The 15,870-nt window shown below is 48.5% G+C and carries 12 protein-coding genes and 3 tRNA genes; 5 read left to right on the top strand and 10 right to left on the bottom strand.

Translation table 11 applies throughout. The features are described 5' to 3' along the window. Positions 1-41: 41 nt before the first annotated feature. On the bottom strand, positions 42-491 hold the full coding sequence (locus tag BFC17_RS03280) for a DoxX family protein (RefSeq protein WP_070175037.1): 450 nt from the start codon (positions 489-491) through the stop codon (positions 42-44). 152 nt (positions 492-643) lie between these two features. Here BFC17_RS03280 and BFC17_RS03275 point away from each other — a divergent pair, with 152 nt between their 5' ends. After that, positions 644-1,558 carry a LysR family transcriptional regulator gene (locus BFC17_RS03275; RefSeq protein ID WP_070175036.1) on the top strand — a complete coding sequence of 305 codons (915 nt, stop codon included), beginning with the start codon at positions 644-646 and terminating at the stop codon, positions 1,556-1,558. Positions 1,559-1,575: 17 nt separating this feature from the next. On the opposite strand, the gene BFC17_RS03270 is transcribed toward BFC17_RS03275, so the two are convergent. Then, a complete protein-coding gene (locus BFC17_RS03270) occupies positions 1,576-2,493 on the bottom strand; it encodes an aminotransferase class IV (RefSeq protein WP_070175035.1) in 918 nt (305 codons plus the stop codon). Positions 2,494-2,790: 297 nt separating this feature from the next. Between BFC17_RS03270 and BFC17_RS03265 the strand changes: the two genes are divergently transcribed. Then, positions 2,791-3,513: a sulfotransferase-like domain-containing protein gene (locus BFC17_RS03265; protein ID WP_070175034.1), complete on the top strand. Its 723-nt coding sequence runs from the start codon at positions 2,791-2,793 to the stop codon at positions 3,511-3,513. A 49-nt stretch (positions 3,514-3,562) separates the two neighbouring features. Here the strand turns inward: BFC17_RS03265 and BFC17_RS03260 are convergent, their stop codons facing one another. Together BFC17_RS03260 and topA are read right to left on the bottom strand one after the other, a co-directional pair. Further along, positions 3,563-4,111, bottom strand: a complete 549-nt coding sequence (locus tag BFC17_RS03260; protein WP_070175033.1) for a DUF2058 domain-containing protein — start codon at positions 4,109-4,111, stop codon at positions 3,563-3,565. 11 nt (positions 4,112-4,122) lie between these two features. Next, the gene (gene topA / locus BFC17_RS03255; protein ID WP_070175032.1) at positions 4,123-6,756 is read right to left on the bottom strand and encodes a type I DNA topoisomerase; all 2,634 of its coding nucleotides are present in this window, start codon (positions 6,754-6,756) and stop codon (positions 4,123-4,125) included. Positions 6,757-7,125: 369 nt separating this feature from the next. On the opposite strand from topA, the gene astB reads away from it, so the two are divergent. After that, positions 7,126-8,466 carry an N-succinylarginine dihydrolase gene (gene astB / locus BFC17_RS03250; RefSeq protein ID WP_070175031.1) on the top strand — a complete coding sequence of 447 codons (1,341 nt, stop codon included), beginning with the start codon at positions 7,126-7,128 and terminating at the stop codon, positions 8,464-8,466. Between the two features lie 57 nt (positions 8,467-8,523). Here astB and BFC17_RS03245 read toward each other — a convergent pair whose 3' ends face one another. Then, positions 8,524-10,785: an Ig-like domain-containing protein gene (locus BFC17_RS03245; protein WP_229681075.1), complete on the bottom strand. Its 2,262-nt coding sequence runs from the start codon at positions 10,783-10,785 to the stop codon at positions 8,524-8,526. Positions 10,786-10,897: 112 nt separating this feature from the next. Here BFC17_RS03245 and BFC17_RS03240 point away from each other — a divergent pair, with 112 nt between their 5' ends. Together BFC17_RS03240 and BFC17_RS03235 are read left to right on the top strand one after the other, a co-directional pair. After that, positions 10,898-12,244: a dicarboxylate/amino acid:cation symporter gene (locus tag BFC17_RS03240; protein WP_070175030.1), complete on the top strand. Its 1,347-nt coding sequence runs from the start codon at positions 10,898-10,900 to the stop codon at positions 12,242-12,244. Positions 12,245-12,493: 249 nt separating this feature from the next. Next, a complete protein-coding gene (locus BFC17_RS03235) occupies positions 12,494-13,069 on the top strand; it encodes a lipid-binding SYLF domain-containing protein (RefSeq protein ID WP_070175029.1) in 576 nt (191 codons plus the stop codon). A 437-nt stretch (positions 13,070-13,506) separates the two neighbouring features. On the opposite strand, the gene BFC17_RS03230 is transcribed toward BFC17_RS03235, so the two are convergent. The 5 genes from BFC17_RS03230 to BFC17_RS03210 all read right to left on the bottom strand — a co-directional run bounded on the left by BFC17_RS03230 (position 13,507) and on the right by BFC17_RS03210 (position 15,869). Further along, positions 13,507-14,739 carry a lipoprotein-releasing ABC transporter permease subunit gene (locus BFC17_RS03230; RefSeq protein WP_070175028.1) on the bottom strand — a complete coding sequence of 411 codons (1,233 nt, stop codon included), beginning with the start codon at positions 14,737-14,739 and terminating at the stop codon, positions 13,507-13,509. Beyond that, positions 14,736-15,431 (bottom strand): lipoprotein-releasing ABC transporter ATP-binding protein LolD, encoded by a 696-nt coding sequence (lolD, locus tag BFC17_RS03225; protein ID WP_070175027.1) that lies wholly within the window; start codon positions 15,429-15,431, stop codon positions 14,736-14,738. Before lolD ends, BFC17_RS03230 begins: the two co-directional genes overlap by 4 nt. A 138-nt stretch (positions 15,432-15,569) precedes the next feature. Continuing rightward, a tRNA-Asp gene (locus tag BFC17_RS03220) sits at positions 15,570-15,646 on the bottom strand. Between the two features lie 43 nt (positions 15,647-15,689). After that, positions 15,690-15,766 (bottom strand) — tRNA-Asp (locus BFC17_RS03215). 26 nt (positions 15,767-15,792) lie between these two features. After that, a tRNA-Asp gene (locus BFC17_RS03210) sits at positions 15,793-15,869 on the bottom strand. Position 15,870 lies beyond the last annotated feature (1 nt).

Below are 15,870 nucleotides of genomic sequence, written 5' to 3'. Positions count from 1 at the left end.
ATAGCCTGGCAGAGGGTTTGGGTTATTAAATTTTCAGCTTGTTATTTTTCGCTTAACGCCCGGGCCAGCAGATTGTCTACCGCCAGACGACCAGCGCCGGTAATAGCCAGCGATACGGTTACCGCAAGTAGCGCCAGCGCATATTCATAACCATCGTTTGCTAAGAATAATCCGTTATGGATATGGGCAGTAAAAATGGCTACCAGCATGGTAAATGCGGTAACAACTGCTGCCGGGCGGCTTAACAAGCCCAAAGCCAGTGCCAGACCACCAAAAAACTCTGCGCTGCCGGCCATAAGTGCCATTAAATATCCAGGCTCCAGACCCAGACTCGCCATGTACTGACCGGTCCCTTCCAGTCCGTAACCGCCAAACCAGGCAAACAATTTTTGTGAGCCATGTGCAGCCAGGGTCAGACCGATAGGTAAACGTAAAACCAGCGCGGCAACGCCGGCATTTGAAGTGACTAATTTTGCTAATAATGCTTTCATTTTTCTGCTCTCTCGTAATTCATTTTTGGCAATGTTCGTAAACAACACGGTGTTGTTCCGAATCCATGGTGTTACTTTACTATCCACGTATTGATTTATTAAGAGGCTTAAAATAGAGTAACTATCAACATTTTGTTGATAATGGTAAAACAATGGATCGAATAGATGCGATGCGGGCGTTTGTCACCGTTGCCCGCAGTGGTTCTTTCAGTGCAGCGGCGGATAAGCTGGATAAATCTCCTCAACTTATCAGTAAATATGTTTCGCAACTGGAGGAGCATCTTGATACCCGCCTGCTAAACCGCACAACCCGGCGGGTACATCTGACGGAGGCCGGAGAACAGTATCTTCCCCGCGCCAGTCAGGTACTGGATGAAATAGATGCGATGGAAAATCAACTCACCGATTTACAGCATAAAGCTCATGGTTTATTACGCATCAGCGCGCCGGTAGCCTTTTCAACCAGCCACCTGGCCCCGCTCATTAATAAATTTCAGCAGCAGTATCCGGATGTGGATGTCGATTTGCATCTTAATGATCGTAAGGTGGATATTGTGGAGGAAGGTTTTGATATTGCATTGCGTATTGGCCACTTAAAAAGTTCGTCGATGATTGCCAAACGACTGACTATTATCAAACTAGTCATATGCGCGTCACCAGACTACCTGGCCTTGCACGGTGAACCAACAACACTGGAATCGCTTACGCAGCACAATTATTTACGCTATAGCTTACTGGACAGCAGTAACAGCCCTGACGCCCACCATTATTTAACCCAGGGACAGGTGCCCGATATTGGTAAAGTAAGCTGTAATCATGGCGAGTTTTTGTGTCAGTGTGCTGTGCTTGGTCAGGGGATCGTGATGCAGCCGACATTTATTTGTCATGATGCGATTAATGCGGGCAAGCTCAAAGTGATACTGCGTGACAACGAGCCCGCGCCAATGCATTTGTATGCCGTTTATGCACACCGGCAGTTAATGGCCAGCAAAGTCAGGGCATTTATTAACTTTGCTGCCGACTTTTATGGCGATACCCCCTACTGGGATGACTGCCTGACAGCCTGAGCTGCCAGGCCTATCAATTACTGAGCCTCTGCCATCGCGCTGTATAACGCGCGGATTTTTTTAACCATTGGCCCCGGCACACCATCGCCAATGGTCCGCCCGTCTACGTCGACCACAGGCGTCTGTGCACCAAAGGTGCCGGTAACGAAGGCCTCATCAGCGCTGTAAACGTCAACCAGAGAAAAGTTCTTTTCGAATACCGGAATACCGTTGGCTTTACAAACATCAATGGTTTTTTGTCGGGTGATGCCTTTCATGGCGTAATCGCCGGTGGAGGTCCAGACTTCGCCTTTACGCACAATAAAAAAGTTAGTGGAATTACAGGTACTGACAAAACCATGGGGATCCAACATTAGTGCTTCATCGGCTCCGGCTTTATAAGACTGGATCATGGCGGTTATACAGTTAATCTTGCTGTGAGAATTTAACCTTGGATCCTGTACATCCGGATGACCGCGACGAACATGCACGGTAAACAGATTGATACCGCGCTCGACCGGGCCTAAATCCTGAGACTTATACTCGGCAATAATCACAATGGTTGGGCCCCACAGACTTAAACGGGGATCCTGATAAGGCGTTTTCTTTGGGCCGCGGGTTACCATCAGACGGGCATGAACACCATCGGTCATACCATTTGCATCAATGGTTTGCTGCAAGGCTTCTTTTAACTCTTCACGGCTTTTGCCAATATCCATGTCCAGCGCTTTAGCACCGGCGAACAGGCGATCCAGATGGTCATCGATAAATGAAAATTTGCCTTTGTGAAGGCGCAGGCCTTCCCACACACCGTCGCCCAACATAAAACCACTGTCGTACACGGATACTTTGGCTTCAGCGCGGGGCACCAGGTCGCCATTGATGTAAATTAATATATTCTGATTACGCTCGTCATCTATCGACGCATGCGCGCCGCCTGCTTTGTGTTCCTGCATGGATACCTCATTAATTCTTAAAACCCGGACCGATTTTGAATTTGCAGTATACGCCAGTTCTACCGTAGTGAAATATGGCTTTCGCTGAATGGCCGGTTGTTGTCGCTTACTGTTTATCTCCGATAAATCACAGCGTTACAGTACCAGTTTAGGCAAATCAAGACAAAATATTATATTGTATAAAATATTAATAATTTACTTGTAAAACAGCCCTGCACTTGATTATGCTTGCAAAAATCAACGATATATCCGGTCGGTCAGGAAACCGTTACCGCCAACACAATAAGGATAACATCCATGCGAATAGCCATGTGGTCAGGCCCGCGTAATCTCTCCACAGCCATGATGTATTCATTTGGAGCCCGGGCAGATTGTGCTGTGTGGGATGAACCATTTTATGCCCCGTACTTAAAACACAGCGATAAAGTACATCCCATGCAGGATGAGATTTTTGCCCGTGAGGAAACCGATCCCTTTACTGTCGCACAGCGCTGTATTGGCCCTGTTCCGGACAGCAAACCGGTGTTTTATCAAAAGCACATGCCGCATCATATGCTGCCAGAATTCCCGCTGGACTGGCTCGGCCAGGTATGTAATGTATTTCTTATCCGCCATCCGGCGCGGGTAATTGAAAGCTACAACAAGAAAAATGGCGCGCCGACGCTCGACGATATCGGATTAAAAGCCCAGGCTATGCTTTTTAGCAGAATTGTTAGTGAGTCGGCATCGACCCCAATCGTAGTAGATTCTTCGGATATCAGACTCAACCCGCCCATGATGCTGGAAAAACTGTGTGCTGCCATTGGCATTCCCTGGGATCCGGCAATGTTAAGCTGGCCTGAAGGTGGTCACCCCAGTGATGGTGCCTGGGCCTCCCACTGGTATCCTGAAGTGTGGAAAAGCACCGGATTTGCACCGGCAGAACCACCACTGCCTACCCTTCCGGCAGAACTTCAAAGCGTGCTTGAAGAGGCCATTCCCTATTACGAGCAATTAGCTTGTCACAAAATTAAGCCCTGATATCACAGGATCAAAAAGCCCGCGATAACGCGGGCTGCATGATGATATCTTACCAGGTCAAATCATCCGGAATTTCATAGTCTGCATACCAGTCATCTTCCTCAGATTTTTGTTTATTCTCGGCGCGCAAATCGGCGCGATAAATTACCACGCTGGCGTCACGTTCGGCGATTTTATCTGCAACTGGCATGGGGATCAGCGCATAATCGTCGTCCAGTTTTACCACTGCCAGACGCGCATCAATTACCAGTTTGTGTACCGCATCACTCACATACATGCGCTTTACCACGTTGTTATCGGTAAAGTTAAGTACAGTGTCGCCGTTGCCTTTGGGCTGCTGATTTACCGTAATTAGCTGGCGGATTTGCGCCACTACCGCTTTTTTCTCCAGCTCAGCCTGACGTTGCTGGTTCAGCTCTCGGTCGCGCTGTTTTTTCGCTTCTGCCGCTTGCTGTGCTGCCAGTTTGTTTTCATCCTGGGCAACCGCATTGCCTTTGCTTTTAAGCTTTTGCTTTTTGCGTTTATCCGCACGGGCCTGTTTGGCTTTGGATTTATCTGCCAGACCCGCTTTAAGTAATTGATCCTGTAACGATGCCATAAACTATCTGCTTACTTCTTTTTGGTGTCTTTAGCTTGCCATTTACCGTCCTGATACCAGGCAGACCAGCCGGTTGCCTTACCTTTGGCATCCTCGGTCATGACATATTGTTGCTTGGTCTTACGACTAAAACGAACAATCGCCGGATTCCCCTCAGGGTCGGTTTTCGGTGCATCTGCCAGATAGTAGAACTTAGGCGAAATGCGATCCCGGAAGCGGGCCAGTTCTTCTACCTTAGGTGCACGGGTTTCCCGGGATTTAGGGAAATTATGCGCGGCCAGGAAGATGCCTGAGGCGCCGTCTCTGAGCATAAAGTGTGCGTCACTTTTCTCGCAGGGTAACTCAGGTAAATCTACCGGATCTTCTTTCGGTGGTGCCGCTTCACCGTTACGCAGTAACTTACGGGTGTTTTTACACTCGCTGTTAGTACAGTCGAAATACTTGCCAAAACGACCGTTCTTCAGCTCCATGTTACTGCCGCACTTATCGCACTCGATAATCGGGCCGTCGTAGCCTTTGATTTTGAACGTCCCGGCTTCGACATATGTACCCGGACATGCCGGGGAATTACCACACACGTGTAATTTACGGGTTTCATCTACCAGGTAGCTATCCATCGCTGTGCCACATTCAGGACAGCGACGTTTGGCACGTAAATCTTCGGTTTCCTGCTCGTCGTCATTATCCACCTTTACCACTTCCTCCCCGGGGGTGAGGTTCATGGTATTGGTACAACGCTCTTTAGGTGGCAGGTTATAACCAGAACAGCCAAGAAATACGCCGGTACTGGCAGTGCGCACATTCATGTGGCGGCCACATTTGTCGCAGTTAATATCAACAGCAACCGCCTGGTTGGGCCGCATTCCACCCTCTTCGGCTTCCTGCTCGGCCAGTAATAACTTAGCGTAAAAATCGCCGTAAAACTTATCCAGTACGGCTTTCCAGTTTTCATGGCCTTCCGCGATTTCATCGAGGTGTTGTTCCATGTTCGCGGTAAAGTCGTAACTCATTAAACCGTCAAAATTTTCCATCAGGCGGTCGGTAACAATCTCACCCATCTTCTCAGCGTAAAAACGCTTATTTTCAAGGCGCACGTAGCCCCGGTCCTGAATGGTGGAGATAATACTGGCATAGGTTGACGGACGGCCAATGCCTCGTTTTTCCAGCTCTTTAACCAGTGAAGCTTCGTTAAAACGGGCCACCGGCTTCGTGAAATGCTGTTTAGGGTCCAACTGTTTAAGACCGAGCTTGTCGCCTGGCTTAACATCTGGCAGTAACTTATCTTCTTCGCCTTTTTTACTTTTTTGTGGCTGTACTCTGGTCCAGCCATCAAATTTAAGTACGCGGCCCTTGGCAACCAGTTCAAAATCTCCTGCCTGGGCTTTAATGGTAGTCGCATCGTATTTAGCCGGTGTCATCTGACATGCCACAAACTGACGCCAAATAAGCTCGTAGAGCCTCTGTGCGTCGCGTTCCATATCTTTTAATGCGGTGGCAAGGGTATTAACGTTAGATGGTCTGATAGCTTCGTGAGCTTCTTGTGCACCCTCTTTACTGCCGTAGCGCAGTGGCGAAGCAGGCAAATACTTTTCGCCGAAGTTATCGTCAATGTAACCGCGACAGGCATCCAGCGCTTCCTGACTCAGGTTAGTTGAGTCGGTACGCATGTAGGTGATGTAACCAGCTTCGTACAAACGCTGGGCCATCATCATGGTTTTCTTTACGCCAAAACCAAGACGGGTACTGGCCGCCTGCTGCAGCGTTGAAGTGATAAAAGGCGCCGAGGGACGACTTTGAGTAGGTTTTGACTCGCGGCTGATCACTTCATAATCAGCAGACTTCAGCGCCGTCAGCGCTTTGTCGGTTTGTGCTTTGTTAACCGGCTTAAATGCCTTGTCGCCTTCACGGACAACCTGCATGCGCAGTTCATCGCTCGCGCCTGTGGCCAAATCAGCATGCACGTCCCAGAACTCTTCAGGTACGAAAGCTTTTATCTCACGCTCACGCTCTACGACCAGACGCACGGCCACCGACTGTACACGTCCTGCTGACAGGCCGCGGGCAATTTTTTTCCATAATAATGGTGACACCATAAAGCCCACCACGCGATCCAGGAACCGGCGGGCTTGCTGCGCCTCAACCCGATCCTGGTTAACCACGCCAGGGTGTTCAAAGGCCTCTTTAATGGCATTTTTGGTTATCTCGTTAAACACGACCCGCTGGTAAGTTTTGCCTTTTTGCCCGAGGATTTCCTGCAGGTGCCAGGCAATGGCCTCCCCTTCGCGGTCCAAATCCGTTGCGAGATAAATGGTGTCGGCATCTTTGGCCAGTTTTTTCAGTTCGTTAACGACTTTCTCTTTGCCTTCCAGCACCTGATAGTGGGCTTTCCAGTCGTGCTGAGGGTCGACGCCCATGCGGTCGACTAACTTTTTATACTCGTACTCACGCAGGTATTTGTTTTTTGCGTCATCCGAAAAAGTCTTGAGTTCTTTTGCTGTTTTTTTCGGCTCAACCTTGCCCAGCGCCTTGGTTGGCAGGTCTCGAATGTGGCCAACGGAAGATTTAACAATAAAATTATTGCCAAGATATTTATTTATTGTTTTGGCTTTGGCCGGTGACTCGACTATGACCAGTGATTTTGTCATAAATAAGAATTAAACCTTTGAATAAATTAAATTTTTGATAGCAAACCAGGAAGAAAATAAGGCAATTACGCTCACAGCGTCTGGCGCTTCTTTTTTTAACATATATCTACAAAGTGAATGGAAAACAAGTTCTTCTTCATACTTATTCGCAAAGTTTGTTTTTTGCACACCCAAAATAGACTACTTTTTAACCACACCAATTGGCAGCACAGTTAAAACACGTATAATGCGCCGGGTTGTCGCAGATATTGGCAGAAAACACAAGACTTAAAACAAAATAAGTTGTTCCTAACCGGGCTTCTCCCGATAGAACTGCTGCACTGCACAACAGCCTATTTAAAACAGAATAAACCGATAAGGCAGAGTGTAATGCAACATTGTGAAGCGAATTTTGACGGCCTGGTAGGCCCTACGCACAATTATGCCGGGTTATCTTTTGGTAACGTCGCATCCTTTTCTAATGCCAGTGCTGACAGTAATCCCAAAGAGGCCGCCAAACAAGGCCTGTTAAAAATGAAGGCACTTGCAGATATGGGCATGGTTCAGGGCGTATTAGCCCCTCAGGAACGCCCGGATATCGCCACGTTACGTCGCTTAGGATTTGCCGGCTCAGATGCCAGGGTACTGGAACAAGCGGCCACTCAGGCTCGTGAAGTATTTTTGGCCTGTTGCTCTGCCTCCAGTATGTGGACGGCAAATGCAGCAACCGTATCGCCCAGTGCCGATACGGCAGATGGCCGCGTACATTTTACCCCGGCAAATCTGACCAACAAGTTTCACCGTTCGCTGGAACCCCAGGTAACCGGCAATATCCTTAAAGCAACGTTTGCCAACAGCAAGTATTTTGCCCATCACGCCCACCTGCCGGATAACGATCATTTTGGTGATGAAGGCGCAGCTAACCATACCCGTTTATGTTCCTCTTACGGGCATGCCGGCATCGAGATGTTTGTGTATGGTCGCCATGCTTTCCGTCATGATTTACCGCAACCTACCCGCTATCCTGCCAGACAAACCTTTGAGGCCTGTCAGGCCATCGCACGTTTGCACGGTTTAAGTGACGAAAGTGTCGTGTACATTCAGCAAAACCCCAACGTGATTGATCAGGGCGTGTTTCACAACGATGTTATTGCTGTTGGAAACCAAAATGTACTTTTTTATCATGAGCTTGCTTTTCACAACAGCGAGGCTGCACTGAGTGAACTTCGCACCAAATTTGGCGATAATCCACTTCACTTTGTTGAAGTAAAAAGCAGCGAAGTGGGTTTACAAGACGCGATTAAAACGTATCTGTTTAACACTCAGCTACTGACGCTACCCGATGGCAATATGACCATTATTGCCCCTACAGAATGTGAGGAAAACAGCACCGTTGCTGCTTACTTGGCAGAACTGGTCACCCGTGACACACCAATTAAATCGGTTAACTATTTTGATGTGAAGCAAAGTATGCGCAATGGCGGCGGCCCGGCCTGCCTGCGACTTCGTGTTGCCCTGACTGAAGACGAGCTGAGCGCGGTTAATGCGAGCACCTTAATGAACGAAGCCTTGTTCAACCGCCTGAACAGCTGGGTAGATAAGCATTATCGCGACCGTTTATCGGAGCAGGATCTGCGCGATCCGCAGTTACTGACTGAGTCTCGCTCGGCACTGGATGAATTAACCCAGATATTAAAACTGGGCTCAGTTTATCCCTTCCAGCAAAATTAAGTTTGCGCTCAGGTTTATAGCAAAAAGCCGCTCAAATGAGCGGCTTTTTAATATTGATTAATTGGTGTTATAGCAACTAGTTCCGGTACCAAAGGGACTGTTCGGAGGCGGCGCAGCTTCATCATCGAGATCTTCACCCGCTACACCATAATCGTAACGCATGGATGCTCTTGACTCACTGCCGGATGATTGCCCGTAAACAGTGATAATCCCAACATAGAAGGCGCCGTATTCTCTGGGATATCTAAGCTCAAGGGTAGCCTGGCCATTGACATCGGTGGTACTGCTGCCCTGGAAAGACAGCGAACCAATTATACCCGGAGTCAGGAAGTTATCTCCATCACGGTCTTCATTCTGTGGAGTCATATCCAGTACCCCGTCGTTATCTAAATCTTCATTAGAGCATGTCGCTGTGTATTCATAGAAAAACAGGTAGGTCCCCGGGTTATCAGGATCTTCCACACGATAACCAATTCTCCAGATATCTTCATCCCACAACCAGGAGCCTTTGCGGAAAGCCACAGGACCGTTCAGCGTGTGGTCGCCGGGACTTTTTTGTGGCGACAGCGAAGCCGTTAAATCTACCCCTGAAACAGGACGACCCGCAGCATCAGTAACGAAAATCGCAAACTCTTTAAGATAGGTAGAGTTATCAGGGCTCGATATAATATTGCCGGTACCCATTGAGATATCAAACGGACGGTTACCAACCGACAACGTTACCGAATCACTTACCGACGGCATGTTCAGAATTTCGGCAGTAATATTAATCGATTCCAGCGTAGTTACGCTTCCTGAGGTAAACACCGTTGCCGCCACACCATTACTGTCGGTAGTTGCCTGGGACGGTGAAATAGAGCCAGCGCTATTGTCATCCACGTTAAATGTTACAACCGCACCTTTAACCAGGTTACCGTTAGCATCCCTTACTAAGGCAGTGATCGTACTGGTTTGGCCTTCAGGCCCAATAAGTTCAGGCGATGCATCAGCAAAAATTCTATCTGGTTGCGTAGCAATAAACTCGATGTTTAATCTTGCGCTCACCTGAGCGTTATTCGCATCGGTGCCTGTTGCTGTAATAGAAGCAATACCGGCATTACTGGAAGTAATGGTAAATGTTGCCACACCGTTTGCATCCGTAGTGGTAGTCGGACTGGAAGTGATGGTTCCCCGGGATGCCGAGAATGTAACATTGCCATTACTGTATGGTGTACCGTCTTTAGACCAGGTTACAGCGATTTGGGTTGGCGTATCTAACGGAATATCAGCGTCATAAGCTTCATTAAATCTGAAGACATCCTGCTGCACTGTAACCGTTATCTCGCTGCTGGCATTAAGAGCGGCAGATTCGGCGCTAATCGTTTGTTCGCCGGAGACCGTTGCAATATAAGAAATCGTTGCCTGGCCATCGGGCCCTGAGGTGACAGAAGCAGCGCTTAACTGGCCTCCCGTTGTGGTTAGGGTAATTTCCTGATTAGGCAAGGCCACGCCATCGGAGTCCTGCACCCGAATGATAAAGTCGGAAGAATCGTTTAACACCAGCGACGAAGAACCATTAACCACAATCTCGGTTCCCAGCACTTCAATGTCAACCGTGGAAACAAAACTTCCGGCACGGGCGGTTACCTGAAATTCACGATTGCCCGCATTATTCTGGGTTGTCAGGATAGCGCGGGCTGTTCCGTCAGCTGCTGTAGTCGGTTGCAGTAATTGTAATTCAACATTGGCGTCGCTACTTACGGAGAAACTTACATCAATTCCCTCCAGAAGCACGCTCTGCGAGTCTTTAACCAGCGCAATTAATTCGATTTCATCAGCGCCTCCGGAGGGCAGCTGCAAAGAACTAGAATAGAGTGCGATTTCGGCAGGCTGACTATTAGAAGAAGAACTTCCCGCTGATGAAAATGTTGTCGTGGCACTTTCACCACTGTTGAGCGTAGCGGTAATTTCACCATCGCCTGAAGCAGTTCCTACTGTGATACCGATGGTCGCAATCCCTTCATCATTAGTACGGGCTGTACCAGTATCATTACCAAACACCAACAAATCTGATTGCGCAACGGTAAAAGTGATCAACTGGTCGGCCACCGGACTACCGCTACTGTCAGAAACCGTAGCAGTGATAGTCAGCGGATTATCCAGTGCAAGATTTCGGTCGGTTTCGTTAGCCTGATTACTTATAGTCAAAGCGATGGAGACTGTCGGAGTTGTTGGTGTTGTGGTCGGCGTTTCTCTGGAAACTTCTCCGCCACCACCACAGGCAGTCAATAAGAATAGTGCCCACAGGGCGGCTATTAAACGTAGCGATTGCATTTTCATCGTCTTCCCGGACCTCTTTACCGTTATTGGGTCATTTTAAGTATTTAAAACTGCTATGAATCTGGCAAACTAACCAAGAACTATAAATAAAATAACATTTCAGGGAATTTACATGTCTCAGTCTTCACACAAGTTCAGCTTAACTGCACGGATATTTATCGGCATGGTTGCCGGAATCATTATCGGTGCGTTGCTCCAATTGCTATTTGATGATAGCGGAGATTTACGATTTTCGATATTCTCAGTCGAAGTTTCCACGTATAACATTCTGGTAGAAGGTATATTTTCAACCCTCGGGCAAATATTCATCTCGAGTCTGAAAATGCTTGTTGTACCACTGGTTTTTGTCTCGCTGATTTGCGGCACCAGCAGTTTGTCAGAGCCATCCAAGCTCGGCCGACTGGGGGCAAAATCAATTGGTCTTTACATTCTGACTACCGCTATTGCGGTATCGCTGGCCATTATTGGCGGATTACTGGTATCCCCCGGCGAAGGCCTTAATTTACAAAGCGAAACCACCTACGTAGCCAAAGAAGCCCCCTCTTTATCGCAGGTTATTGTTAACATGTTCCCGTCAAACCCCATCAACTCCATGGCCGAAGGTAATATGTTGCAGATCATCGTATTTGCGGTATTACTGGGTGTAGCAATGGCGATGACGGGCGATGCGGGTAAACGCCTGGCAGCGCTGTTCGAAGATTTAAACACCGTTATTATGCGTTTGGTTACCATTATAATGAACCTGGCTCCTTACGGCGTATTCGTTTTAATGGCCAAATTATTCGCCACTATCGGTCTTGAGACCATTGGCGGGCTACTCTCCTATTTCTTCCTGGTATTGCTGGTGCTGGTTATTCACGCACTGGTTACCTACCCGGTATTGCTCAAAGCCTTAAGCGGCATGAGCCCGGTTATCCTGTTACGTAAAATGCGTGACGCCGCCCTGTTTGCATTCAGTACTTCCAGCAGCAGCGCTACCCTGCCCGTTACAATGGAAACGGCACGCAATAAACTGGGTATAGGCAAATCGGTTTCCTCTTTTACTCTGCCACTGGGCGCCACCATAAATATGGACGGTACCGCTATCATGCAGGGCGTTGCCACAGTGTTTATAGCGCAGGTGTACGGCGTTGACCTGACTCTTGGCGATTACGTAATGGTAGTGCTAACCGCCACATTGGCTTCAGTGGGCACCGCAGGGGTACCCGGCGTTGGTTTGATTATGCTGGCAATGGTGCTACAGCAGGTTAACCTGCCGGTTGAAGGCATTGCACTGATTATCGGTGTGGACCGTCTACTGGATATGACCCGTACCGCGGTTAATATTACCGGTGACTGTACCGTCGCCACCATTATTGCCAAATCCGAGGGTGAGCTGGATGAAACAATCTTTAACGATCCGGATGCTGGCCAAAAGCAAGAAGAAGTAGACTTCGAACACTTCGATCAAAACAAATAAAGTGCCTAAGCACTTTCTTTGTCCCGGAAACGCCAAAGGCGTTATCCGGGACCCCCATAACAGTCTGACTACCCCAATTAAACTAAACACTTTCTTTAGCCCGGAAACGCCAACGGCGTTATCCGGGATACTCTAATCTCTGTCTCAATAACTATCTTCCGCCTAATACCTCGCAGTAAAAATAAAAAACTCTTTTTCCTTCAATACTTCGTATAAACAGGTTGTTGATGTTTATTTAAGGATATAGCTATGCGTGGTATGAAATTGTTTTTTCAGTCTGTTTTCACTTTAACTATGCTAGCAGCGCTTACCGCCTGTGCTTCTATGGGCAGCGGCACCGTTGCCGAAAAACGTCAGGCTATCTTAACCATGCAGGATAGCGCGCTGTCACGGCTGTACCGAGAAAAGCCAGATACCCGGGCTCAGCTGGCCAATGCAGCGGGCTATGCGGTATTCAGCAGTGCTAACGTTAACGTGATATTTTTTGCCGCTGGCACCGGTTATGGCGTGGTAAATAACAATCGTACCGGCGCAAAAACCTACATGAACATGGCCGAAGGTGGTGTTGGACTGGGTTTAGGCGCCAAGGATTATCGGATTGTCATGGTCTTCCATACCAAAGCATCAATGGATTACTTTATCGAGCATGGCTGGACCGCAGGCGGCAACGCCGATGCAACAGCTAAAGCTGGCAATAAGGGGGCTTCTGTTGACGGCGAGGGTTATGTGGGCAGTATCACGGTTTACAGCATGACCGAGAGCGGTTTAGCCCTGCAAGCCACGGTTAAAGGCACCAAATTCTGGGTAGACAAAGAATTGAATTAACAAATAACCCTTAGGTTATTTGTTATCCCGGAAACGTCATAGACGTTATCCGGGATCTCCATAAAAGTCCGACGACTCCACCCAAACCCTTGGCGTTTCCCCCGGAATCGTCGAAGACGATATCCGGGATCTCCCAAACAGTCTGACTCATCTAATCAAAGCTCAATAGTTTCCCCGGAAACGTCATAGACGTTATCCGGGATCTCCATAAAAGTCCGACGACTCCACCCAAACCCTTGGCGTTTCCCCCGGAATCGTCGAAGACGATATCCGGGATCTCCCAAACAGTCTGACTCATCTAATCAAAGCTCAATAGTTTCCCCCGGAAACGTCATAGACGTTATCCGGGATCTCCATAGAAGCCTGACGACTCTAAACACACAATTGACATTTCCCCCGGAATCGTCGAAGACGTTGTCCGGGAGCTTGCAATCCAATCAGTGTAATGCCCTGGCAGGCTGAATAGCAGCAGCTTTGTGGGCAGGATAAAGCGTAGCCAATACTGATAACGCAATTGCCACAATAACCGTTAGCACGACATCCCTAGGCTGTAATTGAGAAGGCAGAAAATCGATAAAATAAATATCACCGGAAAGAACTTTAATGCCCAGCAGGTTTTCCAGTTTGCCGATAATCGTTGATAAGTTAGGCGCAATTAAAACTGCCATCAATGTGCCCCAGAATACCCCGGTAAGTCCATTGAGTAAGCCCTGATAAACAAAGGCTTTGCGAATCTGACTATCGGTGGCTCCCATGGTTTTAAGGATAGCGATAGAAGACTGTTTTTCTTTTACGGTCATTACCAGTGACGACACAATGTTAAAACAGGCAACGGCTATCACCAGCGATAGCGCAATATAAACCACCACCCTGACGAGGCGGATATCATCGTATAAGTGCCCCTGAGTACGGGTCCAATCAGACATATACACGGCTTGTGGAAAGCCGTTGCCGATTTCTCTAATCATCGAATAAGCGGCAAATGGGTCAACAAACTGAAAGCGCAAACCCTGTGCGCCAGAACGAATACCCGCCTGCTCTGAAGCTGTTGCCAGGTGCATTATGCCAATCAGATTATCCAGTTCACCGCCCACATGAACACTGCCAGCAACGGTAAGATAGAGTACTTTAGGTGCCGCAAAAGTCAGGTCGTCGGTAATAGCGGGGATCACCACACTCACTTTATCACCAGGCTTGAGGCCCAGTTTTTTTAAAATTCCCTGCCCTAACAGTACCTGATTCTGATCTGCCCTTAGCTGGCGCCAGTCCTGGTCGCTGACTTCGTTTTGCCAACGCGCTGGTTTTTCTGCGTTAACCTGAATTCCCGTAAGCTCGACCGCCTTTAGCTCGCTGCCCTGCTGAATCATGCCGGTAATTTTAGTGTAGGGCTCTACTTCCCTGATGCGAGGGTCTTCACCCAGTACCTGACGAAACACACGCCAGTTAACAATCCCCTGCTGATCGACCGAAAATAACTCGCCATGGGGAATTATTGCCAGCAATCTGTCACGTAATTCCCGTTCAAAACCATTCATTACGCTCAGCAGAATGATTAACACAAAGCAGCCAAGGCCTATGCCCAGTGTGGAACTCAGTGATACGAAAGACGTGTAGCGGTTGTTACTTTTGCCGCGCCGGAATCTTCTGGCCAGTTGCAAACTTAAATTCACTGCTGACCCCGCTGCGCTTGCAATACCCCATCGGTAAGCTCAAGCACCCGATCCATCGCATTAGCCAGCGCGATGTCGTGAGTAACCACAATAAAGCTGGTCCCCATTTGTTCACTCAGCTCACACAATAATTGATAGATCTGATCGCCAGTTTTTTTGTCCAGGTTACCTGTGGGTTCATCGGCCAGCACAATGGAAGGCTGATTCACCAGCGCTCTGGCAATAGCAACCCGTTGACGCTCACCGCCTGACAAAGCCGCAGGTTGGTGACTCAGCCGATGCCCTAAGCCAACTTTCTCAAGTAGCGCAGCTGCGCGCTGTTCTGCCTCCGCTTTTGCTATCCCGGCAATCAACAATGGCATGGCAACATTTTCCAGCGCAGAAAACTCCGCCAGCAAATGGTGAAACTGATAAATGAAACCAAGTTCGTTATTGCGTAAGGCCGCCAGTTCATTACTGTTTAGCCCCGCCAGCGCGCGGCCATTAATAACTACCTCACCACCGGAGGCGTTATCCAATCCGCCCAAAATATGCAATAACGTACTTTTTCCGGAACCGGAACTGCCTAAAATCGCGACTTTCTCGCCACGGGCCAGGGTAAAGGAAACCTCTTTAAGTACCGATACTTCATCGTTACCATCGTGATAGGTTTTGGTGACGTCCCGGCAAACTAAAACGGCCTGTTCTGCCATGCTGTCCTCTCAAAAATTTGCGACACAAAAACGCATTGTGTTTTGTCTGCAAGTGTACTCGATAGGATAAATAAGGTATAGGTAAAGACGTGGATAAACCCGTAGGATTGAGCTTTAAATAACTGACTTACAAGGAAATGGCGGAGCGGACGGGACTCGAACCCGCGACCCCCGGCGTGACAGGCCGGTATTCTAACCAACTGAACTACCGCTCCAACGGTATATCTGCGTGTGGTTTACGCTTTTGAATAAGGCTAATGGCGGAGCGGACGGGACTCGAACCCGCGACCCCCGGCGTGACAGGCCGGTATTCTAACCAACTGAACTACCGCTCCATAAAGCCTTTAGTCACAATTGAAAGTGGCGGAGCGGACGGGACTCGAACCCGCGACCCCCGGCGTGACAGGCCGGTATTCTAACCAACTGAACTACCGCTCCA

This window comes from Marisediminitalea lipolytica (assembly GCF_001758465.1).
In the GTDB taxonomy this organism is placed as follows: domain Bacteria; phylum Pseudomonadota; class Gammaproteobacteria; order Enterobacterales; family Alteromonadaceae; genus Alteromonas; species Alteromonas lipolytica.
The sequence above is the reverse complement of the archived record's forward strand: the minus strand, read 5'-3'. Positions and strand labels throughout refer to the sequence as shown.